19 protein-coding genes are annotated in these 21,432 nt (G+C 45.3%); 15 read left to right on the forward strand and 4 right to left on the reverse strand.

Annotated elements, in window-relative coordinates; all coding sequences use genetic code 11:
- Positions 1-311 precede the first annotated feature (311 nt).
- Positions 312-557, forward strand: coding sequence for a DUF2789 domain-containing protein (locus DVY93_RS11735; protein ID WP_193005318.1), 246 nt, complete (start codon positions 312-314; stop codon positions 555-557).
- 76 nt (positions 558-633) lie between these two features.
- Here the strand turns inward: DVY93_RS11735 and ribF are convergent, their stop codons facing one another.
- Positions 634-1,677: a riboflavin biosynthesis protein RibF gene (gene ribF / locus DVY93_RS11740; protein WP_193005319.1), complete on the reverse strand. Its 1,044-nt coding sequence runs from the start codon at positions 1,675-1,677 to the stop codon at positions 634-636.
- A gap of 262 nt (positions 1,678-1,939) precedes the next feature.
- Between ribF and DVY93_RS11745 the strand changes: the two genes are divergently transcribed.
- The gene (locus DVY93_RS11745; RefSeq protein ID WP_193005320.1) at positions 1,940-2,557 is read left to right on the forward strand and encodes a GNAT family N-acetyltransferase; all 618 of its coding nucleotides are present in this window, start codon (positions 1,940-1,942) and stop codon (positions 2,555-2,557) included.
- Here DVY93_RS11745 and DVY93_RS11750 read toward each other — a convergent pair.
- The 3 genes from DVY93_RS11750 to ampD form a co-directional block, all read right to left on the reverse strand.
- Positions 2,554-3,159, reverse strand: coding sequence for a hypothetical protein (locus DVY93_RS11750; RefSeq protein WP_193005321.1), 606 nt, complete (start codon positions 3,157-3,159; stop codon positions 2,554-2,556). The genes DVY93_RS11745 and DVY93_RS11750 overlap by 4 nt on opposite strands.
- A gap of 121 nt (positions 3,160-3,280) precedes the next feature.
- Positions 3,281-4,831: a murein biosynthesis integral membrane protein MurJ gene (murJ, locus tag DVY93_RS11755; RefSeq protein WP_198333882.1), complete on the reverse strand. Its 1,551-nt coding sequence runs from the start codon at positions 4,829-4,831 to the stop codon at positions 3,281-3,283.
- A gap of 136 nt (positions 4,832-4,967) precedes the next feature.
- Positions 4,968-5,558 carry a 1,6-anhydro-N-acetylmuramyl-L-alanine amidase AmpD gene (gene ampD, locus DVY93_RS11760; protein ID WP_230710939.1) on the reverse strand — a complete coding sequence of 197 codons (591 nt, stop codon included), beginning with the start codon at positions 5,556-5,558 and terminating at the stop codon, positions 4,968-4,970.
- A 215-nt stretch (positions 5,559-5,773) separates the two neighbouring features.
- On the opposite strand from ampD, the gene DVY93_RS11765 reads away from it, so the two are divergent.
- The 13 genes from DVY93_RS11765 to lpxC all read left to right on the forward strand — a co-directional run bounded on the left by DVY93_RS11765 (position 5,774) and on the right by lpxC (position 21,333).
- Positions 5,774-7,939, forward strand: coding sequence for an Lnb N-terminal periplasmic domain-containing protein (locus DVY93_RS11765; RefSeq protein ID WP_230710941.1), 2,166 nt, complete (start codon positions 5,774-5,776; stop codon positions 7,937-7,939).
- A gap of 41 nt (positions 7,940-7,980) precedes the next feature.
- The gene (locus tag DVY93_RS11770; protein WP_230710942.1) at positions 7,981-8,838 is read left to right on the forward strand and encodes an SDR family oxidoreductase; all 858 of its coding nucleotides are present in this window, start codon (positions 7,981-7,983) and stop codon (positions 8,836-8,838) included.
- 33 nt (positions 8,839-8,871) lie between these two features.
- A complete protein-coding gene (locus DVY93_RS11775) occupies positions 8,872-9,870 on the forward strand; it encodes a hypothetical protein (protein WP_230710944.1) in 999 nt (332 codons plus the stop codon).
- Positions 9,871-9,931: 61 nt separating this feature from the next.
- Positions 9,932-10,636: an orotate phosphoribosyltransferase gene (gene pyrE, locus DVY93_RS11780; protein WP_198333887.1), complete on the forward strand. Its 705-nt coding sequence runs from the start codon at positions 9,932-9,934 to the stop codon at positions 10,634-10,636.
- 111 nt (positions 10,637-10,747) lie between these two features.
- Positions 10,748-11,719: a glutathione synthase gene (gene gshB / locus DVY93_RS11785; RefSeq protein WP_198333888.1), complete on the forward strand. Its 972-nt coding sequence runs from the start codon at positions 10,748-10,750 to the stop codon at positions 11,717-11,719.
- Positions 11,720-12,049: 330 nt separating this feature from the next.
- Positions 12,050-13,135, forward strand: coding sequence for an undecaprenyldiphospho-muramoylpentapeptide beta-N-acetylglucosaminyltransferase (gene murG / locus DVY93_RS11790; RefSeq protein ID WP_230710946.1), 1,086 nt, complete (start codon positions 12,050-12,052; stop codon positions 13,133-13,135).
- 151 nt (positions 13,136-13,286) lie between these two features.
- The gene (gene murC / locus DVY93_RS11795) at positions 13,287-14,726 is read left to right on the forward strand and encodes a UDP-N-acetylmuramate--L-alanine ligase (protein WP_193005330.1); all 1,440 of its coding nucleotides are present in this window, start codon (positions 13,287-13,289) and stop codon (positions 14,724-14,726) included.
- Positions 14,727-14,753: 27 nt separating this feature from the next.
- On the forward strand, positions 14,754-15,722 hold the full coding sequence (locus tag DVY93_RS11800; protein WP_230710948.1) for a D-alanine--D-alanine ligase: 969 nt from the start codon (positions 14,754-14,756) through the stop codon (positions 15,720-15,722).
- Positions 15,723-16,344: 622 nt separating this feature from the next.
- On the forward strand, positions 16,345-17,136 hold the full coding sequence (locus DVY93_RS11805) for a cell division protein FtsQ/DivIB (protein WP_193005332.1): 792 nt from the start codon (positions 16,345-16,347) through the stop codon (positions 17,134-17,136).
- 170 nt (positions 17,137-17,306) lie between these two features.
- Positions 17,307-18,599, forward strand: a complete 1,293-nt coding sequence (gene ftsA / locus DVY93_RS11810; RefSeq protein ID WP_230710949.1) for a cell division protein FtsA — start codon at positions 17,307-17,309, stop codon at positions 18,597-18,599.
- Between the two features lie 270 nt (positions 18,600-18,869).
- Complete coding sequence (ftsZ, locus tag DVY93_RS11815) at positions 18,870-20,069, forward strand: cell division protein FtsZ (RefSeq protein WP_193005334.1); 1,200 nt, start codon at positions 18,870-18,872, stop codon at positions 20,067-20,069.
- A gap of 19 nt (positions 20,070-20,088) precedes the next feature.
- Positions 20,089-20,217 (forward strand): hypothetical protein, encoded by a 129-nt coding sequence (locus DVY93_RS12435; RefSeq protein ID WP_265088170.1) that lies wholly within the window; start codon positions 20,089-20,091, stop codon positions 20,215-20,217.
- 198 nt (positions 20,218-20,415) lie between these two features.
- Positions 20,416-21,333, forward strand: a complete 918-nt coding sequence (gene lpxC, locus DVY93_RS11820) for a UDP-3-O-acyl-N-acetylglucosamine deacetylase (RefSeq protein WP_230710950.1) — start codon at positions 20,416-20,418, stop codon at positions 21,331-21,333.
- Positions 21,334-21,432: the final 99 nt, after the last annotated feature.

The following is a 21,432-nucleotide window of genomic DNA, read 5'->3' on the forward strand; positions in this document are numbered from 1 at the left end:
TCTTTGCTGTTGCGACTCCGGTATGTCCTTGCCGATAGTATGCGATGACTTCTCTCTTAAAGTCCAGATCGTAACGCATAAAAATACCCCATAAGTTGTGTCCAACTTATGGGGGTCAGTTCAAATAGGAGGGCTTTTTTGTGTCTAGGACATTCTGTTTTCACTCCCCACCATTTATTTTTAGCTGTTAACATAATTGATAACGTTAGATTAACGTTGGCTAACAGCTTTTAGCATAAACACTGCTACAATAAATGTGTTAGTTTAAATAATAAGCACAATGAAACCTACACCATCTAAGGAGAAAGCGTATGTTGGGTGAACCTGAATATAGTATGAATGAGTTGTTTGCACAGTTAGGACTGGAGAGTTCTGACGAAGCAATTAATAGCTTTATTGAAAAGAATCAAATGGCAAAAGAAGAGAAGCTCACCGAGTCTCCTATTTGGAATGATAACCAACGTGCTTTTTTGCAAGAAGAGTGGTACAAAGATGCGGCATGGGTCGAAACCATTGATGAGCTCAACGTGCGTATGCATCCCCATGATGACGTTTAAAAGTTAGTAAATAGTTAGTTAAAAACCCACAACCGTGTCTGATGTGGGTTTTTTATTAATAAGTGAGCGTTAGTTGCTAAATAAATGACTGCTTGGCTCGCCATTCGAGTAAATCTAACACATCTTGGTGGATTCCAGCTTTGAGGGCTTCTAGGCCGTCATAGTGTCTTTCACCATGTAAATAGTGTAAAAAACGTACGTGTAACGTCAAGCCGTATAAGTCCGCTTGCAACTCTGGAAAGTGTATTTCTAGGCGCCAACTGTGTGCTTTATCCACAGAGGGTCTCGTACCAATATTAGCGGTACCAAATAAGCTGTCTGGACGTAGTCCTGTTAAGCCTGTTTTCCCATCTGCCGCAAGAGCTACTAAGCCATTAGGGATTACCTTCCCATCTTTATCAAGGCTTACGACATCAACGGCAAAGATACCGTGTAACGCTGGTTTTAGGCGTTTTAAATCAATATTGGCCGTAGGAAAGTCCAGCGTACGCCCAATTTTATCCCCCCCAACGACCATGCCTGTTATGGCATAATCGCGCCCAAGTAGCGCGTTAGCAGCGTCAATGTCCCCTGCCAATAACAGATCACGAATGCGCGTAGAGCTAATACGGGCGGCTTTATTACTGTCATCTGTGACGGTATGGAGGTTGGTCACGTGTAAGCCATAATCACGCAGGAACTGACTGTCGCCGGTTCGGTCATGGCCGAAGCGAAAGTCATCGCCCAATACTAACGCTTTGACATTTAAGCGCTTGGCTAAAATGTCTGCAAATGCCTGTGCTGATAGCGAGCGAAAATCAGTATCAAACCCGGCGACAATTAAGGTCTCTATCCCGTGTTCTGCTAACAACGCTTGCTTTTCTGCGAGGTTGGTTAGGCGGGCAGGGGCTGTAGCGGGCGCAAAAAACTCACGGGGTTGTGGCTCAAATATCATGACGGCTGAGCCAAGATTTTGCGCGTGGGCAATGTCAAGAACTTGGTCTAACATCGCTTGATGACCGAGATGGACACCATCGAAATTGCCAATAGTAAGCACACAGGGCGCTAACTCTACTTGGCTAGTGCTTGTCGGCAAAGCGCTTGGTGACGCCATCAGTTGCTCAAGAAAATAGGTGTTCATAAATTTTCAGCTATGATAAGACCAGATAAAAAAGAAAAAACACAACCATATTAAAAATCGATGTGTCTAAAACCAGCCATTATAAAGTAAAATGACCATACTAACATCCCATAGTCTGCTCATCGTACAAGTATGACACCATCCGTCTTGCGATCTTCAAATAACGTGATGAACTATCCCTGTTTGGATGTAATGATTGGGGTTATACAGTGCGGGTGGTCAACAAATGATGATAAAGAATGACATTAATTTTGGAGGTTCTATGTCCGAGGTCGCTTTGAATGCTGTACCGTCTGTGTTATCGACAGACAAGCTCAACGATCAGTTTATTGTACAGCGTGCCAGTAAAGAGGATTTACCCGAAATCTTGGCTATTTATAACCAAAGCATCGCGGGCAAACAAGCAACGGCCAATCTCGTCCCAGTCACTTGCGAGGAACGGGGCGAGTGGTTTACTGAGCATTTAAACAGTCCAACGCGTCCTATTTACACAGTTCGAGCCAGGGTCACAGCCGCTGAAACTATGGCACCAGTAGCGACATTGCCCATCGTAGCGTGGGGGAGCTTTAGTGATTTATATGCGCGTACGGCTTATCATATCAGTACTGAGATCAGTATTTATCTACATAAAGAATATCACGGGCAAGGGTTAGGTAGCTTATTGACACGCTGGATGCTCGCGCAAGCGCCAAGCCTCGGGATACACAATATCGTCGCACTGGTCTTTGCTCACAACCAGCCAAGCTTAGGTCTATTCCGTAAGCTTGGGTTTGTGCAGTGGGGGTACATGCCAAAAGTTTGTGACATGCAAGGTTTTATCGCTGATGTGGTGATGCTTGGCAAAGCCGTGGAGTCAGATACGGATAGCGAGGCGCTTTAGCCTAAAATTTTCCATTGTCCCGCGATCTTTTGTAGCTCGTAAGTCAGCGGTGCAGGCTCACTTTGGCCTTTTAGCATTAGTTCACCTACAATAGTAGCACGGGTTTTATCGTCGTTATATTTGGTATCCGTGATGGTGACACCATCAACTGTTTGCCTAAAAGCAGATTGGGTTTTGGCAAGCTCTTCTTCGAAGTTTGCCATATCGACTTTGTAGTATTCTGCGGCTTTTTTTGCATCACCGTAGTATAAGCTGTCTAGGGCTTGCTTAACGGTGTCTTCAGGAGTACCAGACTGGGTCGGATTGGTGACTAGGCTTTTTTGCTCGGTTGAGGAAGCGACGGGGCTTAAGTCATCATTATCAATGATGGCTTCATCCGTCACAGGATCAGCTATTGTCTCATTTTCAACGGTATTATCCGCACTCACTACTGGCGCTTGATTGTCGGTATTGTTTGCAGTGACGGCTGCCGTATTTTCAGTATCGACTTCTGGTTCTACCGTATCATTATTGCTACAACCACTTAAAAGTAGACCTGTGCTTAAGACCCCAGTAGCAAGTATGATTGGTAAGCGTGGCAATGAGAGCGGTTTGGTTGTCATATAGAACCTCAATGTTCAGTTATTCATTAAGGGTCAATTATGGCAACTATTGGCCGCGTTAACTGTCAATTCTCATACTAAGCTTGTTTTGGTTTCGTAAGCCAATCTCTTATTTGACCTTTTACCCGTGTTTTAAGTGGCGGGGACGGAAGCCTGTTGCCAACAACACCGCGCCATAAACCAGTGCCCCTACCGCACACATGATAAGTAGGGCCACGATGCGTCGCCACTGGGCATCATCGGTTGGGAAGTAGGGCAATATGAGATAAAGCACCCCCACCATCGCACCCGTAGAGACCGCGAACTGGGCAAATAGCTTTTTCCAGTGGCTACCAAAGCGAAAGATATCACGCTTGTGCAAGAAATAATATAACAAGCCTGCGTTTACAAATGCGGCCCCAGTGGTTGCCAATGCCAGACCGCCATGTAGGGGTATCTCTAATAAATAAAATATGCCAATAAAAATGACACTAAAAACCATGTTGGCAAAAACGGAAATAATACCGATTTTTACGGGGGTTCTGGTATCTTGACGCGCAAAAAATGCCGGCGCAAATATTTTTATGAGCATAAACCCTAAGATGCCACCAGCCATACTACGCAGCGCCAGCGAGCTCATTTGCGCATCGCGCAAGGTAAACTCGCCCCGCAAAAACAGTGCTTGCATCAGTACGTCTGCCAGTATAAAAAGGGCGGCCGAGGCAGGAACGCCCACCAAAATAATCAAGCGTGCGGCCCAATCGATGGTCTTTTTGAAGCTGACATCGTCTTTTTGGGCTTCGCTTTTCGATAAGCTTGGCAAAATAACCGTACCGATTGCGACACCAATCAGTCCTAACGGTAGCTCACTCATACGCTCTGCCGCATACAGCCAAGATACCGAGCCGCCAATCATCAATGAGGCAAAAACAGTATTGAGCAGCAAGTTAATCTGGGTGACAGAGACACCAAAAATAGCAGGTAGCATGAGCTTTAAAATACGGCGAACGCCTTCATGTTGAAAATCCACTTTTGGAGCGACCAGCAGTTTTTGTTGCCATAGCTGAGGCAGTTGTATCAAAAATTGCAGCAGTCCAGCGAACGCGACGGCATAGCCAAGGGCCATGATGGGGGTATCGAACATCGGAGCAAAGATCAGCGCGCCGCCAATCATACATAAATTTAATAGAACCGGAGCAAAGGCGGGAGCGGCAAAACGGCCATAACTTTGCAGGATGCCACTAGCAAAAGCCGTCATGGAAATAAACAGTAAATAAGGGAAGGTTAAGCGCAGCAACTCAGCGGTGATGGCGAACTTATCGGGTTGGTCGGCAAATCCTGGTGCAAACAAAGTCACGACCCAAGGCGCGATCAAGATGACCACCACGGTGAGCATGGAGAGAACCAGTAACAGCGCCCCTGAGGTGCGACTGACTAAAATCTGTACCTGCTGTAAGCTGTATTTTTCTTTATACTCAGATAATACCGGTACAAAAGCTTGGCTAAATGCGCCTTCGGCAAACAGCCGCCGCAAAAAATTGGGTATCTTAAAGGCGACCAAAAAGGCATCCATCAGACCACCAGCGCCAAAGACACCTAACAATACGACATCGCGTACCAGACCTAAGATACGAGACAGCATGGTCATGCTACTGACCACCATGGTTGAACGAAATAACCGACTTTTTGCCATGAGAACCTATTGTGCCAAATTGTTTACTAATGGTTGTGTACTGATTTACGGGGGTCGAAAAACTGACGAATTATAGCACTTTCATAACAGAGATAAATAAATTGAATGGAGAAATGGTCAGTACTATTAGTAGGCATTACTTCTCAAGGTTCTTAGCGATCAGCTCCCGCAACTTGACCCACTCAAAATAGTCTCCAGGATCCGTTTTACGACCCGGCGCAATATCACTGTGCCCCGTTAAATGTCGGCGTGTTTTTGGATAAGCATCGTATATGGCAGTGATAACTTGAGCAAGCGTGTCATACTGTGCGGTGCTAAAGGACACAAAATCTGACCCTTCAAGCTCAATGCCAATGCTATAATCGTTACATTCAGGTCGGCCAAGATAGCTGGATCTACCGGCATGCCACGCCCGTTCGTCAAAGTTTACAAACTGAGTGATGCTCCCATCACGCTCGATAAACAAGTGCGCCGACACTTCTGCGCCTTGAATGGTCTCAAAATAAGGATGGGCGTGCCAGTCTAACTGATTGGTAAACAAGGCCTTAACATAGTGGACGCCGTCAGTACCGCACACGCCAAACTCATTGGGTGGTAAGCTGATATTATGAATGACGATGGTATCAACGCTTGAGTCTGCTGGTCGCCCATTGCAGTTAGGTGACGCAAGCCATGTCGCTGCTGATAACCGACCAGCATTAATGGTCATTGGTGATGATATGGACATAATCTTCTCTTTTAAAAAGGTATTAACAAGTACGCAGCTTAAACCTTTATCTAATGATTGCTTATAAAACAGTTGTAAACACGAGCTAAACGCTGAACCAATCGCAGTCGTAGATATTTTTTAGATGGTTTAAATGATGATATCAGCAGACACTACTCATCAGCCAATAATAACGCTATCGGCGTGTGAACTATAACGTGCGAGGTTTTGCCCCCATGTCTATAAAGCCTATTTCTCTACCTGTCGATTGTACCTTAACGACAATTCGCCAGCGAGCACGTTTACCATTTGCTATTGCAGGACTACTCCTCTCGGCCCAAACGCAGGCCTTTTTGCCGACGCCGCTATCGCTAGTGACAACAGGGGAATTAGCACCTATGTCAAATAGTGCCGTGGTAGATGAGACTGCTAATACCGCAGCATACCCTCGTGTTCAAACAGAGATTTCAGAGGGGCAAAATGCTCAAGCCAGACAAAAAAGTCAGGCTGAAGAGTTATTGGCCAACTGGCGTGAACAGGTAAAAACAGAAAATCTGGCACAGCATACAACGTGGCGGCGTTTATTGTATTTCTTTGATGACCAAAAAGGCTTCTTGGGTAAAAATAAAGGTGTCAGTGTCGTTGATGACGCCAACTTTTTTTTAAGTAAAAATGGTCAGCAAGATTCAGGCGCAGAGCTTGATGCGATGCTTGTTGCCCTCGCGGACGAGCTGACAATCACGGCGCACAATACGGCTCAAACAGGTGATAGTAGCTCTCTAAACAGTCGCTCTCAAAACAGCAATTCGGTACTGTGCCGTTTTCCAGCGCGCGTACATTGGCTGAGCGAAACGTTGAACATTTCTGAGAGCGATCTGATGGCTGACTGTCCTGAGTTTGATGAATGGATTGAGAAGCTCGCCCCTGAGCAGCTGTCTATTATGTTTGCGCAAGAGTATTTGGACAATCCTACCTCTGCTTTCGCTCATACGTTATTACGTATCGACTCAAAAGCAAGCGCGGCTGATCCGAGTCAAATTCATCATGCTTATGCCCTCAATTACACAGTGGGCGGTGATCCCGCTGATAGCTTTGTAGTGTATGCCATCAAATCTATGATTGGTAGCTATGATAACGCCATCGAAATTGACCCTTATCCAGAAAAACTCGCCAAATACCTACAAGATGACGAGCGTGATGCGTGGACGTATCAATTGGATTTGTCCCCAAGTGAGGGGCAACAAATCATGCGTCATGTTTGGGAAACCAAAGGTCTAGAGATGCCTTATTATTTTGCCACTGATAACTGTGCCTCTGAGATTTCACGCTTAATTGACGTGGTACGCCCGCAGCAACATCTGTTGAGCCAACTGCCTTATGTCGTCATTCCATCAGATGTCGTGCAGTTACTCGATAACGAAGGTCTGCTCGCCCGCACCAACTATACGCCTGCTGATAGCACGTTACGCCAAGCCCAGCTTAATGCAGTTAAACAACAGCGTGAGCAGTTAGGCTATCACAATAGTGCAAAGCAGACTTTTCATGAAATCAAATCGGCACGGCTTAATCCTATTTCAAGTATGTCAAGCGACAGGCAAACCTTACTGCAGCGCCGTATTGCGGTATCGGACAACAATCCAATCGACAGGCATCCGCTGCAACTTGGTCATGTCGGTATCGGCCAACGTGGCGATAATAATTATATCGATGTTGGGGTGCGGGCAGGCTACCATGATTTTCTCGACCGTCCCGCAGGGTTTCCCCAGTTTTTCGATTTAGAAGGCGCCGCTGTCACTGTGCGTCTGTATGACAAAGACGACGAAGCAAGCCATCGTCACGCTCAACCAAAAAGCGTGGTCTTGCAAAACCTCACGTTGGTAAGTGGTCGGTCTTTTAATCCTGTCAATTCTGCCAAAAAAGGTAAAACGTGGGGGGCGACTATCGAGGCCACGCGCGTTGATGACGGCTCGCAGCAAGATGGCACCGATCATTTAGTGGGCAGTTTGGGTTATGAGACGGGTTGGTCGTGGGCTTTTGGTACGCCTAGAAAAAACACGGGTGAGATGCCGCCACAACTATGCTATACCTTGTTATCAGGGACGACGCAAGCTGGACGTGGTCTCAATAAAGGCTATCGTGTAGGAGCAGGGGTAAACCTAGGTTGTCGTTATCAGATTAACAATCAGTTACGCGTGCAGGCTGAATTGCAACTGCCATATTGGTATCATGGCAGCAGTGATGCACCCGATGTCCGTGGTCATTATTGGCAGCCGATATCGACTTTAGGACTACAATACGATTTTGATAAAAAACAAGCCTTGCGTATTAATACTACCTACGATTGGCAAGAGCGCCTCGCCGCTAATGATGATATACAGCTGTCCTATAGACGATATTTTTAGATGTTTGGCTTTTACAAGTTTGGCAAAGGGTAGGATGGACTATGAGCACTCAAAAATTCCTGATTATTGGACAAGGTGACATCGGCTTACCGGTGACCAATAAGCTTGCGCAGAATGGCTTAAACGTCACGGGACTGGCACGGGGTGAGCGTCATCAGTACGCTGTGAGTGACAAAGCCGCTTTTATGCAGGCCGATGCGGTGACACTCAAGGCTGAGCAATTGCAAGATTTTACGCACATTGCGATCATTGTGACCCCTGATGAGTATTCTACCAGTGGGTATCACAATAGCTATTTGGCCATCAATCAGCACTTAACACAGTTTTCCGATAAACTGACCCAGCTTGAGCGTGTTATTTTTATTTCCTCAACGGGGGTTTATGGTCAAAATAATGGGGAATGGATTGATGAATATACCGCGCCGATGACACCAGAACGCGAGGCCTCAAAAGTCATACTACAAGCAGAGCAAGCCTTGCAACAAGGGTTCGGTGATAAAGCGATTGTCATTCGTCCGAGTGGGATTTATGGACCGGATCGCCTCATGCGTTTGCGTAAAGTCAAAGAACCAAAAAAAGAGCCAGTGGCAGCCGCGCATTGGAGCAATCGTATTATGGATTGTGATTTGGTCAACATCATTACCAATGTATTGATTTGCGATGCACCAAAACCTATTTATCTGGCGACTGACTATATGCCAGTCACGACTTTTGAGCTGACGGCTTGGCTCAGTAAGCAAGTGGGCGAGCTGCCTCCTGAGATTGATCATAAAAAAACAGCAGTGACAGGAAAGCGTTTACACAGCAACATTCCATTAGCTTGGCTGGATTATCCTGATTGGCAAGACGGTTACGCTGATATTTTGCGGCACCAGCAGTCAGATGACAGTTCGATTTAATCGGTTTTATATTTGATAGCCTATGGAGATTTCATGACCCAGCCTTCTACTTCTGATAACCGCTTACCCAGTGCTGACTTTACCTCAGTAGAGAGTAAGCCTATAGAAGGCAGTGCTAAGCAGTCGTCTATTTTGTCTGATAATAAGCAGCCTGCAATTGTACATCCTAATTTTGACCCCAATCAGTCTCCTGTAGACCCAGCGAGGTCTTTGTCTGATATTCCAGAGCCGACGCGGCGGCTAAATGGCCAATTGCGTAGGCTTTATGGCCATTCAGTGCGGTTTTATCAGCCTTGTGATGACAGCTTGTCTAAATGGGGATTGATTGCGTCAGAAGCTTTGGCTGAGCATTTGTCACTGTTAAGGGCAGCAAAGCTTGTCGAACTGCCAGCCAGCTTTTATCACAATAATAGCGAGCAGTCGCTATTATCGGCATTAAACCACATGAACTTGTTGGACATGTCAGACATCCAACCAGCGATTCGCGCTTATCCAACACTGCATCGTTATGGCTTCACCGAGACCGATACTCCAGCAAAAACCATCAACAGTGCGGGTATCAATACTAAAAACATGGCGACTTCTCTGCGCGCATTGACCAAACGTTATAATCCTGACGAGCTACTCAGTAGTCTGTATGCAGATGACTGGCAAGTAATATTGCAGCCGCAGCAGTTTGAGACAGGTGAGGGCAGCTTGGCTACCGATATTATGGCGTGTAGCGTCGCCGTCCATGCACTAAAGCAGTGTAGTACGCGCAAAAGTATCAATGAGCGCTATAGCGCAGCGCAGCTCTGTCAGCACGTACGCAGCTATCTACTCAGTCAAATCGGTCTTGAGCCATCACAGCGCCATGCGTACCGTCAGATACGGGTTTTTGCAGGGCATATTATTGTGGCTGCTTATCATCTAGGCTGGGACATACAAGTGCGGGCTGATGGAGAGTGTTATTTTAATGTGTCATCACGCAGTGGTTTGTTGACTCGTTATCCTAATATGCAAGATTATGACATCAATGGTTGGTCAAGCTGACCTGTAATGCGTACAATAATGCAAATTTTTTGCCCTTCTTTTTGCTAATAGGAAAGCCACAATGCCTAACGTTCAACATGCTCAAAACCCATCTTTTTCCTCTCATGCTTTTATTCAGCTGGCTTTGGACAATCAAGTGCTGAAGTTTGGCGAGTTTGTACTCAAGTCTGGCCGTATCAGCCCATACTTTTTTAATGCAGGCCTGCTTGCCACAGGTGAGATGTTATCGCTATTGGCGCGCGGTTATGCGGATGCCCTAGCTGAGCAAATAAGGGCGACAAATGGCGACAGTAATGAGCAAGAGCTGGTTGTCTTTGGCGCAGCTTACAAGGGCATACCATTTGTGGCAGCAACGGCGCAGGCACTATGGCTTCACCATGGTATCAATGCCAAATGGGGTTACAATCGCAAAGAAGCCAAAACCCATGGTGAAGGCGGTAATTTAGTGGGGGCGGATGTCAGTGGCAAAGCGGTTTGGGTGCTTGATGATGTTATTACAGCAGGCACGGCCATGCGTGAAGTGGTCGAGATTTTAGAACAAGCGGGGGCAAGCGTTGCTGGTATCATCGTTGCCCTTGACCGTAAAGAAAAAGGTCAGGCGGAGCATTCTGCTATTCAAGAGCTTGCTGCAACACTACAAGTTCCTGTACGCGCCTTAGTCGATATCGATGATTTAATCAGCTATTTGGCAGATAAAAACAGTCAATATAAAGATGCTACCCAGCTGGCAAAAATGCAGCACTATCGTGAGCAGTATGGCGTATAGTTTGTTATAGAACGTTTTATAGGCGATACTTTTATTGGCTAAGAGAACGAGACGCTGCGATAGCGTCGCTTGTATTTATCTATTTATAGGACAACGTAAGTGAGCCTTACCATGAGCGCAGAAAATCAAAAAAAATCCTTAAACATCCTCATTATTATGGACCCAATTGAGCGGGTTAATTATAAAAAAGATACTAGCCTTGCAATGATGTGGGCCGCTCAAGATCGCGGACACCAGCTAGGTTATTGTCAGGTTCATGATTTATGGTTGGATCGTGGCCAATTGATGGTTGATACGCAACCTGTTACGGTAAGGCGTGATCCTCAATATTTTTATACGTTAGGCGACGTATCAACAGGTCCGGTCAGCGACTATGACGTGATTTTAATGCGTAAAGATCCGCCCTTTGACATGCGTTTTATTTATGCAACCTACCTGCTTGACCACGCCAAAGCGGCAGGTGTGCTTGTGGTTAATGATCCACAAGCGATACGAGATTGCAACGAGAAGCTATTTGCTACTTGGTTTAGCGATTATATGAGCCCGACGATTGTCACCAGTAAACAGGCGCACATTCGCCAGTTTATCGAGGAGCAGCAGGACGTTATTGTCAAGCCACTAGATGGTATGGGCGGTACAGGTATCTTCCGTTTAACGGCTGATAGCCCCAATATCGGCGTGACACTTGAGATTTTGACGGAGCTTGAGACGCTACCAATTATGGCACAGCGTTATTTGCCTGAGATCAAAGAAGGCGATAAGCGCGTGTTAATTGTCGATGGCGTCGTGATTGATTATAGCTTGGCGCGTATTCCCAGCAAAGGCGAGACGCGTGGCAATCTTGCCGCTGGTGGTAGCGGCGTGGCCATGCCATTGACCGACATCGAACGTCAAGTGGCAGAAGTGGTCGCACCCATTGTAAAAGAGAAAGGTCTGATGTTTGTTGGTCTGGATCTAATCGGCGGCCGGATTACTGAGATTAATGTCACCAGTCCGACTTGTGTACGTGAAATTGACGATCAATGCGGTACAAACATTGCGACAGATTTTATCATGGCCATTGAGAATAAATTGGCGATTTGAGCCAAGCTGCAATACTAGAGTAATTTATCCCTAAGGGATGAACACAATGCGCAAAAAACAGTTGTGCTAAGATACATCGTTAAAACGCGCCTCTTAAAACGTTGTTAGAAAATGACGTGGGGATGGTTGTTTTGCAGTATTCACTAAAGCCAAGCCGCGATTGCTCACGGCTTGGATTTTTGTTATTGACGATGCATAAAGTGCTATATATCGCCCCTCGATTTACACTATACTATGCGGGCTTTTACAGGGTCCTTATCCGACGATAACTGAGCGGGTTATAGGATAATAAGTCCTTCATATACATAAAGAAAAGATAGGCAGACGTTCATGAAAACACCGCATATACTAATGATGGCTGCTGGTACAGGCGGGCATGTGTTTCCAGCCCTAGCAGTTGCTGAAGAACTGACTCAGCGCGGTGCGGTTATCCACTGGTTAGGGACGCCAAGTGGCATGGAAAACGGGCTGGTTAAACCGACTGGCTATGAGTTTCATGCTATTGATATGCAAGGGCTGCGTGGTAAGGGCGTAGGGCGTTTGCTAAAATTGCCGGTGACTTTGTTGTCAGCTGCGATGGCGACCATCAAAATTATTCGCAGCAATCAGATCGATGTGGTCGTTGGCTTTGGTGGTTATGTGACGGCACCTGGCGGCATTGCGGCACGTTTGACAAAAACCCCGCTTGTTATTCATGAGCAAAATGCCATTGCTGGGATGAGTAATCGCTATCTATCCAAAATTGCAACCAAGGTGTTGCAAGCTTTTGAGCATACCTTTGCCAGCAGTGAGCAAGGCGCAAAGCTGGAAACAGTAGGAAACCCCGTGCGTAATGCCATTACTGGTGTGGTCGAGCCTGTGGCACGCTATGATGTGAATGATGACTCACCACTTAAGCTGCTAGTCGTGGGTGGATCACTTGGTGCGCGAGTATTAAATGATACTGTCCCAAAAGCGCTGGCGCTGTTAGAGCGACCTTTTGAAGTACGCCATCAGTGTGGACGCAATAACGAGACAGCGACGCAAGCGGCTTATGCTGCTGAAGATTTAAGTGCTCATCAGTTCACTGTACAGCCATTTATTGATGATATGGCTGCGGCTTATAATTGGGCGGATGTTATTGTTTGCCGCGCTGGTGCGTTGACGGTCACCGAAATTCAAAATGTGGGTATTGCCGCTATTTTTGTACCACTGCCGCATGCGGTTGATGACCATCAAACCGCCAACGCCCGCACTTTAACGTCGCACGAGGCGGCGATTTTATTACCGCAGGCAGAGTTGACAGCTCAGCGCTTAAGTCAGGAGCTTGCTGCCCTTGATCGCCGTACTTGCTTAGAGATGGCAAAAAAAGGTCATGCCCTTGCCAATCGGCGTGCCAGTATGCAAGTTGCTGATATTATTTGGCAAACTCTTTAGCTTATATTTTAGAGCTGGTGATTCCTATAGCTCATATAACACATTATTTTGATGCACTAAATTTTATTCGCCTTTAACTTATTCGCCTTTAACTTATTCGCCTTTAACTTATTCGTCTTTAACTTATTCGTCTTTAATAACGAGAAATTCTATGTCTACCTCTGCGAAAGCTCTACCCAAGCGTTTAATTGAAATACCAGAGATGCGCCGTATTCAGCATCTGCATTTTATCGGTATTGGTGGATCGGGGATGTGCGGTATCGCGGAAGTCATGAACAACCAAGGCTATCAAGTAAGTGGTTCTGACATCGCTGACAGCTTGGTTACTCAGCGTCTACAGCAGATTGGCATTAAAATATCGATTGGTCACGACTCTAAAAACATCGCCCATGCGGATGTCATTGTTGTATCGTCAGCGATTGATCGTAGCAACCCAGAAGTAAAAGCCGCACTTGAGGCACGCCTGCCAGTGGTACGCCGCGCGGATATGCTGGGTGAGTTGATGCGCTATCGTCATGGTATTGCAATTGCTGGTGCGCATGGTAAGACCACAACGACCAGTTTGCTGACCACGATGATGGCAGAAGGGCAGCTTGATCCGACGTATGTGATTGGCGGTAAGTTGAACGCCTCTGGCAAAAATGCCGCGCTGGGTAGTAGTCGTTTTTTGGTGGCAGAAGCGGATGAATCTGACGCATCTTTTTTATCGCTGCGTCCGATGGCAGCGATTGTGACCAACATCGATCAAGACCATATGGAAACTTATGGCAACAGCTTTGAGAAATTAAAAGCGGCTTACATTCAGTTTTTACACAATATGCCGTTTTATGGCTTGGCAGTCGTGTGCGGTGATGATCCAGAATTATATGCGATGATTGATGATATTGGCCGCCCAGTCCTCACTTTTGGACTTGAGCCGTTCAATGATGTCCAAGCCGTCGATTTGGTCACGGAAGGTACTAAGACGCACTTTACGGTATTGCGCCGTGACCGTGATCCCTTACGTTTGACGCTAAACATACCAGGGACTCACAATGTCTATAATGCCCTTGCTGCTATCACCATGGCGACCGATGAAGGGGTAGATGATGAGGCGATTAAACGCGCTCTGCAAAAATTTGAAGGGGTTGGCCGCCGCTTTGAGCAGCATGCGTCTGTAGATATTGATGATGGCAACGTTTTGTTAATTGATGATTATGGTCATCATCCAAAAGAAGTCGCTGCCACCATCAAGGCGGCGCGCCAGAGCTTCCCTGATCGTCGTTTAGTCATGCTGTTTCAGCCCCATCGTTACAGCCGTACGCGTGATTGCTATGATGATTTTGTTGAGGTGCTTTCTAGCGTTGATGAGCTATTACTATTAGAGGTATATTCAGCAGGAGAAAGTCCGATTACAGGCGCGGATACCAAATCACTAGCCCGTAGTATTCGTTTGCGCGGTGAAGTTGAACCAACGATTATTGATAAAAACAATCTGGCACCTGTTATGCAGCGATTATTAAAAGCCAATGACATGCTTATCACCCAAGGTGCGGGGAATGTGGGGCAAATCGCTGTCGATTTGGCTGCTAACAACCTTTATATCCAGTAAGTTAAAAAACTTTTAGGAACGATCCTCATGACGACGAATAACGCGCAAGAAAATACAAAGTTAGATAACACGAGCAGTCACGTAAAGGATGCTAGCTGCTTTGGTAAAGTAGCTGTCGTCTATGGCGGTAGTAGTAATGAGCGTAGTGTGTCTTTAGACAGTGGGGCGGCAGTATTGCAAGCACTACAAAACCAAGGCGTCGATGCAACGCATTTCGATCCTAAGCACCAAGATATTACTGAGCTACGGGCGTATGATCGCGTGTTTAATGTCTTACATGGTCGTGGCGGCGAAGACGGTTTGTTACAGGGTGTCCTGCAATGGTTTGAGATTCCGCAGACCGGTTCAGGTATCTTGGCATCAGCACTCGGCATGGACAAGGTACGCACCAAGCAGCTATGGCAAGGCTGCGGCTTAGCAACGGCCCCATTTTCGTTGCTAACGGCGGATACTGACTGGCAGCAAGTGGTCAATATGCTAGGGCTGCCGCTGATCATTAAGCCGGTTCATGAAGGGTCTAGTATTGGCATGACGAAGGTTAACAATCTCGACGAGCTTCCTGCTGCCTATGCCACTGCAGTGCAGTGCGGTGATGAAGTGATGGCGGAGCGCTGGATAACTGGCCGTGAGTTTACGATTGTGATTATCGATGATGAGGCGTACCCCATCATCCGTCTTGAGCCTGCTGACATCACAAATTTTTATGATTTTGAAGCCAAATACAATCGTAACGATACCAGCTACTATATCCCGTGCGGGTTGAGTGATGCTGAGGAAAAACATTTGCAGGCGTTAAGCCTTGCTGCCTTTCGAGCCGTTGATGCAAAAGGATGGGGGCGTATTGACGCCATGCAAGATGAAGCAGGCAATTTTTGGTTACTCGAAATCAACACGGTACCCGGTATGACCAGTCATAGCCTAGTACCGATGGCGGCTAAGGCTCGAGGTATGGACTTTGATGCGTTGTGCTGGCACATTTTAGCGCAGACATTATAGTGGCTTTCTACATGCAGCCCATTAATAAGCAGCACATTAATAGATAGTCAAATACTCACCGCCAAGCTGTGTTGATAGTGAGTAAATCACAATGAGTAAGAGCAAGGCAATGTGTCACTAGGGCTGCTATACCACAGCGTCGTGTAAACTTGTGTAAATTCATTGTCACTAGGCAGGGTTAGGCTATTGTTTGACCATAAAATACGTTAATATTGTAATTATTGGTCTATGCTCGTGATATGTATAGTTTCTATCGCTACAGCTTATGTGTGCTGTGTTAATTAAGAAAAATGTTACGTTTAAATGAGAGTAATGACACGAAATAAATCGTTTTATCTAACGATTTTGCTAATATATAGTCATATTAAGGCGATACGTTGGTCGTCCGTCGTGTTCTGTTGGCGTTTCCTATTTGTGTTTTCTATTCGACAGGTACGATGAATATCAATGTTTAGAGACGGTTTGCAGTTATGACCAAGCCGCAAAAAGGCCAAACCAGCAGCACCGCCTTGTTTTTAAAACGTTTTAACGCGCGAGATTTAATGGGCCTCTGCAAGATATGCAGACTTACATCAATAAATAGCATGATTATTTCTATGCAAATACAGGGACAAAGGTCGTTATGGCTCAAACTGTCAACGAGGTAACTGACTTGATGAGTGATAAAACCCGTCGCCCAAACTCTAAGCTGCAAGTACCGACTTCGGTCAAATATTTTTTTATGGTACTGGTGTTAGGGTTGTTAGTGCTAATATTGATAATGGGTGGTAAAGCGTTACGTGATGCGCCTCCAGCCGCCATTCATGTCAGCAATCAAGGCTTGACAGTTACTCAATATCGCTCATTACAACAGGTTATGGATCAGCAGAAGGTAAGCAGTTTTTTTACCTCTGATTTGCAAGCATTAAGAGATATTACGACTGGACTGGCTTGGGTTGATCAAGTGAGCGTCTCTCGTGACTGGCAACGCGGTATCGTGGTGACTGCACTACCCAAGCAAGCAGTTGCTAATTTTGGGACGGAGCGTTTGGTTGATGCAAAAGGTAACGTTTTTGTTCCAGCTGACAGTGAAGATCTAACGCAAGAACGCTTTGCTACCTTGCAAGGGGAGATCACGCAAGCACCCGTTATTATGCAGCAAATGCAGCAAGTCAATGATTGGTACGCGCCACTTGGTGTACAAGTTGAAGACATTATTTTGTCGCCAAGAATGACGTGGCTGATTCGTTTCGATAATGGCTTACGGGTCATTGTCGATAATGAAAACACGGCGCAAAAGCTCTTGAGTTTAAGTCAGTTGCTCGGCAACCAATTGAAAGAGCGTCGGGACGAGATACAATCTGTCGATTTGCGTTATAAGAACGGTTTTACGATCGCTTGGGATATGACTCAGCCACAGAGTGATGAATCATGATGGCGATGGATAGTAGCTTGCAAAACTGATGAGCGTTTGCTTTAGATGGCGCCGTTTTGATAGCACACAATAGTAAATGTACAACATCATAGCGTATTGATAGCGCTTTTTTTAATGATCTAATGGGGAGCTCTTCGGACTTCCTGTTTAGCAATAATTTGTCTGGTACCATGAAAAATACTGAAAATCTGGTTGTTGTCCATCTAAGTGCCACGGCAGTTTATGTCGTCATTGGCAATGTTGTCTCTGCAAAAGACATTCGTATTTTGGGCGTAGGGCAAGTCAAAAACAGCGATTTTTACCAAGGTCAAATCAAACATCGTGAACGTCTGCAAGGTGCTATCAAACAAGCCATCCAAGAAGCAGAAGATACGGCTAATTGTCGCGTCCACAGTGTGTGGTTGACCTTAGCAACACCTGAATTATCGAGCAAAAACAGTGCAGGCGATGTGCGAGTAGAAGATGACGTTGTACGTGCCAAAGACATGGTGCAGGCGTTGTCCAATGCCAAGTCACGTGACCTGTCATCGGATTACTATTTGATGCACTGTTGCCAGCAAGGTATCTATGTCGATGAGCAAGACTTTATGGTGGATGATGCGATTGAAATGATGGCGCATAACATCACTGTGATGTATCACATGATGATGATGCCTGTCTCCAGCCGCCAAAACATCCAAAAACTATTGCAAAGCTGTGATGTTGGCATTGATCATATCGTGTTTGATGCGGTGACTAGTGCCGAGTACAGTTTAATGAGCGACGAGCGCCAGCAAGGGGTCTGTTTGGTAGACATTGGTGCCAGTACCACCAGTATTTGCGTTTATAAAGAAAATAAGCTGATTTTTACCCATTGTATTGCGACGGGTAGCCATGAAGTGACGATGGATATCTCAGCCGACTTTGGTATCTCAATGATCGAAGCTGAAAAGCTGAAAAAGACGCATGGCACTGTCGATGTCAACAGTGTTGATCCCAGCTCATTTTTTATATTTAAGCCCCAAGGCACAAATGATGAGATCAATATTGGCGTCTATAACCTAGCACGTATTATTGAAGCCCGTTATATCCAGATATTTACGGAAGTTGCCCGTCAATTGCATGACGCTGATCTGATAGGATACATTGATAAAGGTATCGTGCTTACTGGCGGCGGTAGCGTCATCAAAGGCATGATACCTTTTGCTAAAAAATTGCTCAAAATGCCCATGGTATTAACCAATACTCACCCTGCAATCAGTGCTTATAACCATTTCGACAATGACGAGTCATTTAAGCAGCTAAATATTCAGGTCAATGATCGTGCTTATCAGACGGCATTTGGTACACTATTATACAGCCAAAGCGAGCAGTTCCGCCGTAGTGAAAAAAGTGAACCTGAAGCGATTCAAAAAAATCGAGTAACGGGTGTTTTTCAAAGTGCAGGACAGCGGTTTGCGAGCGTGCTAAAAAAGATCCTGTAGTTTTGCGGCATTAGATACCTAAATCTTTAGAAAGTAAATCTTGAGAAAGGTAAATCTTGCAATGTACGCTCAAATGGTTTGAGCAAAAAATTAAGTAATATTAGAAGTAATACCCTGATTGGTAACGACAGATTTTGTCTACACTGAATCATTTAAGCCATAGTCCTGTTTTATTTAAATACATTTATATATAGTGTGTCGATAGCGCGCCGTATGTGTGCGTTACCACGTATCGACCATTACGCTATCTGCAACTGGAGAATCTTTTTTATGTCAAAATACACCATGCCAGATGATAACCAGCTTCAAAATAACGGCCAAGCGAGCTTCACTGTATTCGGTGTGGGTGGTGGTGGCGGTAATGCGGTTGAACATATGGTACAACAAGGAATTAGAGGTGTAACGTTCGTCTGTGCTAACACGGATAAACAAGCGCTTGATCGTTTAACCGCTCCGCATAAATTACAACTTGGCGCAAAAACAAATCGTGGTCTAGGCGCAGGTGCTAATCCAGAAGTTGGACGTGAAGCAGCAGAAAGCGAAGAAGAAGCCATTCGCGCCTTGCTTGAACACTCAGACATGGTGTTCATTACTGCTGGCATGGGCGGTGGTACGGGCACTGGTGCGGCCCCAGTGGTTGCTCGTATTGCCAAAGAAATGGAAGTACTGACAGTCGCGGTCGTCACCACCCCATTTAAGTTTGAAGGTGGTAAACGTATCAAAGCGGCTAAAGCTGGTATCGAGCAGTTGACCAACTTCGTTGACTCTATCATTACTATTCCAAATGATAAATTAATGAGTGTCTACGGCAACATCTCTATGCAAGATGCTTTTAAAAAGGCAGATGATGTGTTGCTACATGCCGTTCAGGGCATTGCTGAGACGATCGCTAGTGAAGGTATGATCAATATCGATTTTAACGACATTCGTACCGCGATGACAGCCAAAGGTCATGCAATGATGGGTATTGGTCGTGCTAGCGGTGATGATCGTGCGCGTCAAGCAACTGAAAAAGCCATTAGATCACCACTACTGGACGATTTACGTTTAGAAAATGCTAAAGGCTTATTGGTCAACGTGATTTCTTCTGAATCTTTATCATTGGATGAGATGAGTAAAATCAGTGCAATAGTGGAAGAAATCACTGATATCGATGAAGCTCATATTTTCTATGGTTCTGTGATCGATGAAAAAATGGGTGACGACTTGCATGTAACCGTGATCGCAACTGGTTTGACGTTAGATGAAAATGCGGGTCAAGAGCCTGAAGTAGTGGAGCAGCCAGTTCCTTCTGTAAACAGTACTCAGCCTGTCGATCCGAATGTGCATACCAGTGCGCTAAACAGTCAAAAGCAGTCGCAAGCGCAGATGTATCAAGACAGTACGGTACGCCCAAGTGCGCCTCAAGAGCAGCCTAAAACGAAAACCAACAGTATTCAAGACTATCTCAAGCGCCAACAGAATAAATAATGGTTTGAGGTGTTTTTGCATGCAAAAAGCCAGCGCTGAGTCGCTGGCTTTTTTGTGCCCGATCGATCCGTTTTATACTGACAAGGCGTTTGGTTATGTAGGCGGCGCTACTGCCACTTGTAACAAGTCATGGGGTAAGGCAACTTAGAATTGTAAATATTTGCGTAAATTTAGCTGTTTACATAGCGATTATTAGGTTAATAAAAGGTAAAAAATATCAAGGGTTATAGGCGATAAGTGTTATCAATCAAGGAGATAAGAAAATTATTGAGTTTTAACTATGGCGAACTAAGGGTAGGTAATGGTACACTATGGCAATTGTAACAAAATATGTGAGAAAACAGCCATGAACCAAAGAACCATAAAAACTGCGATAGCTGTTACAGGTATTGGTCTTCATAGTGGTCAGCCTGTTGACTTAGAGTTTCATCCGCAGCCCGTTGATACGGGTATTGTCTTCGAGCGCTCCGATATCGAAGGCAGTAAGCCTATTCCAGCCAGTGCCTTTTTAGTACAAGACACTATGATGTCATCAAACCTAGTGTTTGGCGGCACACGTGTTGGTACGGTTGAGCATCTACTCAGTGCAATTGCCGGACTTGGAGTAGACAACCTCTTGATTCGAGTATCGGCGTCAGAGATCCCTATTATGGATGGTAGTGCTGCACCGTTTGTTGCGCTGTTACTTGACGCAGGGTTCTGTGAACAGGATGCCTTAAAAAAGTTTATAAAAATTGTACGACCAGTACGTGTAAAAGTAGAGGATAAATGGGCAGAACTGCGCCCTTACGAAGGGTTTGAGTTGAATTTCGAAATTGATTTTACTCATCCGGCCATCGATAAAAACTTTCAACACGCCCAATTACAGTTCTCGACGCAAAATTTTATTGAACAGTTGAGTTCCGCTCGTACTTTCGGTTTTTTACGCGATATTGAAGCCTTACGTCAGAATAATTTAGCGTTAGGTGGCAGTATGGACAATGCTATCGTCATCGATGAAGCCAATATTCTTAACGAAGAGGGCTTGCGTTTCAACGATGAGTTCGTTCGTCATAAAATTTTAGATGCGCTAGGAGATTTATATCTGATTGGTTATCCAATTTTAGGCCGTTTTAACGCTTACAAATCTGGACATGCCTTAAATAATTTATTGGTGCGTGAGATATTATCTGACCCTGATAATTTTGAAATTGTAACTTTTGATGACAATGTAACCTGTCCGATTCAGTATTTGCCTATGGAAGGTTTGGCTGTTGAGGGATAAATACAGGAATATACAGGAAGTATCGAAACATTTACGCAATATTACATAATCAGGCGATAATTACATTCTCATAATATTCAATATTATGAATATATTGTT

It is taken from the genome of Psychrobacter sp. CCUG 69069, from assembly GCF_021023115.1.
Lineage (GTDB): Bacteria > Pseudomonadota > Gammaproteobacteria > Pseudomonadales > Moraxellaceae > Psychrobacter > Psychrobacter namhaensis.

What these genes read in the sequence shown, in the direction of transcription:
- ftsA (WP_230710949.1), top strand. Translation starts at nt 17,307, where the DNA reads ATGAAAAATACTGAAAATCTGGTTGTTGTCCATCTAAGTGCCACGGCA.
- murC (WP_193005330.1), top strand. Translation starts at nt 13,287, where the DNA reads ATGTCTACCTCTGCGAAAGCTCTACCCAAGCGTTTAATTGAAATACCA.
- gshB (WP_198333888.1), top strand. Translation starts at nt 10,748, where the DNA reads ATGAGCGCAGAAAATCAAAAAAAATCCTTAAACATCCTCATTATTATG.
- ampD (WP_230710939.1), bottom strand. Translation starts at nt 5,558, where the DNA reads ATGTCCATATCATCACCAATGACCATTAATGCTGGTCGGTTATCAGCA.
- DVY93_RS11800 (WP_230710948.1), top strand. Translation starts at nt 14,754, where the DNA reads ATGACGACGAATAACGCGCAAGAAAATACAAAGTTAGATAACACGAGC.
- DVY93_RS11765 (WP_230710941.1), top strand. Translation starts at nt 5,774, where the DNA reads ATGTCTATAAAGCCTATTTCTCTACCTGTCGATTGTACCTTAACGACA.
- DVY93_RS11745 (WP_193005320.1), top strand. Translation starts at nt 1,940, where the DNA reads ATGTCCGAGGTCGCTTTGAATGCTGTACCGTCTGTGTTATCGACAGAC.
- DVY93_RS11770 (WP_230710942.1), top strand. Translation starts at nt 7,981, where the DNA reads ATGAGCACTCAAAAATTCCTGATTATTGGACAAGGTGACATCGGCTTA.
- DVY93_RS11805 (WP_193005332.1), top strand. Translation starts at nt 16,345, where the DNA reads ATGGCTCAAACTGTCAACGAGGTAACTGACTTGATGAGTGATAAAACC.
- DVY93_RS11775 (WP_230710944.1), top strand. Translation starts at nt 8,872, where the DNA reads ATGACCCAGCCTTCTACTTCTGATAACCGCTTACCCAGTGCTGACTTT.
- DVY93_RS11735 (WP_193005318.1), top strand. Translation starts at nt 312, where the DNA reads ATGTTGGGTGAACCTGAATATAGTATGAATGAGTTGTTTGCACAGTTA.
- lpxC (WP_230710950.1), top strand. Translation starts at nt 20,416, where the DNA reads ATGAACCAAAGAACCATAAAAACTGCGATAGCTGTTACAGGTATTGGT.
- pyrE (WP_198333887.1), top strand. Translation starts at nt 9,932, where the DNA reads ATGCCTAACGTTCAACATGCTCAAAACCCATCTTTTTCCTCTCATGCT.
- murG (WP_230710946.1), top strand. Translation starts at nt 12,050, where the DNA reads ATGAAAACACCGCATATACTAATGATGGCTGCTGGTACAGGCGGGCAT.
- DVY93_RS11750 (WP_193005321.1), bottom strand. Translation starts at nt 3,159, where the DNA reads ATGACAACCAAACCGCTCTCATTGCCACGCTTACCAATCATACTTGCT.
- murJ (WP_198333882.1), bottom strand. Translation starts at nt 4,831, where the DNA reads ATGGCAAAAAGTCGGTTATTTCGTTCAACCATGGTGGTCAGTAGCATG.
- DVY93_RS12435 (WP_265088170.1), top strand. Translation starts at nt 20,089, where the DNA reads ATGCAAAAAGCCAGCGCTGAGTCGCTGGCTTTTTTGTGCCCGATCGAT.
- ftsZ (WP_193005334.1), top strand. Translation starts at nt 18,870, where the DNA reads ATGTCAAAATACACCATGCCAGATGATAACCAGCTTCAAAATAACGGC.
- ribF (WP_193005319.1), bottom strand. Translation starts at nt 1,677, where the DNA reads ATGAACACCTATTTTCTTGAGCAACTGATGGCGTCACCAAGCGCTTTG.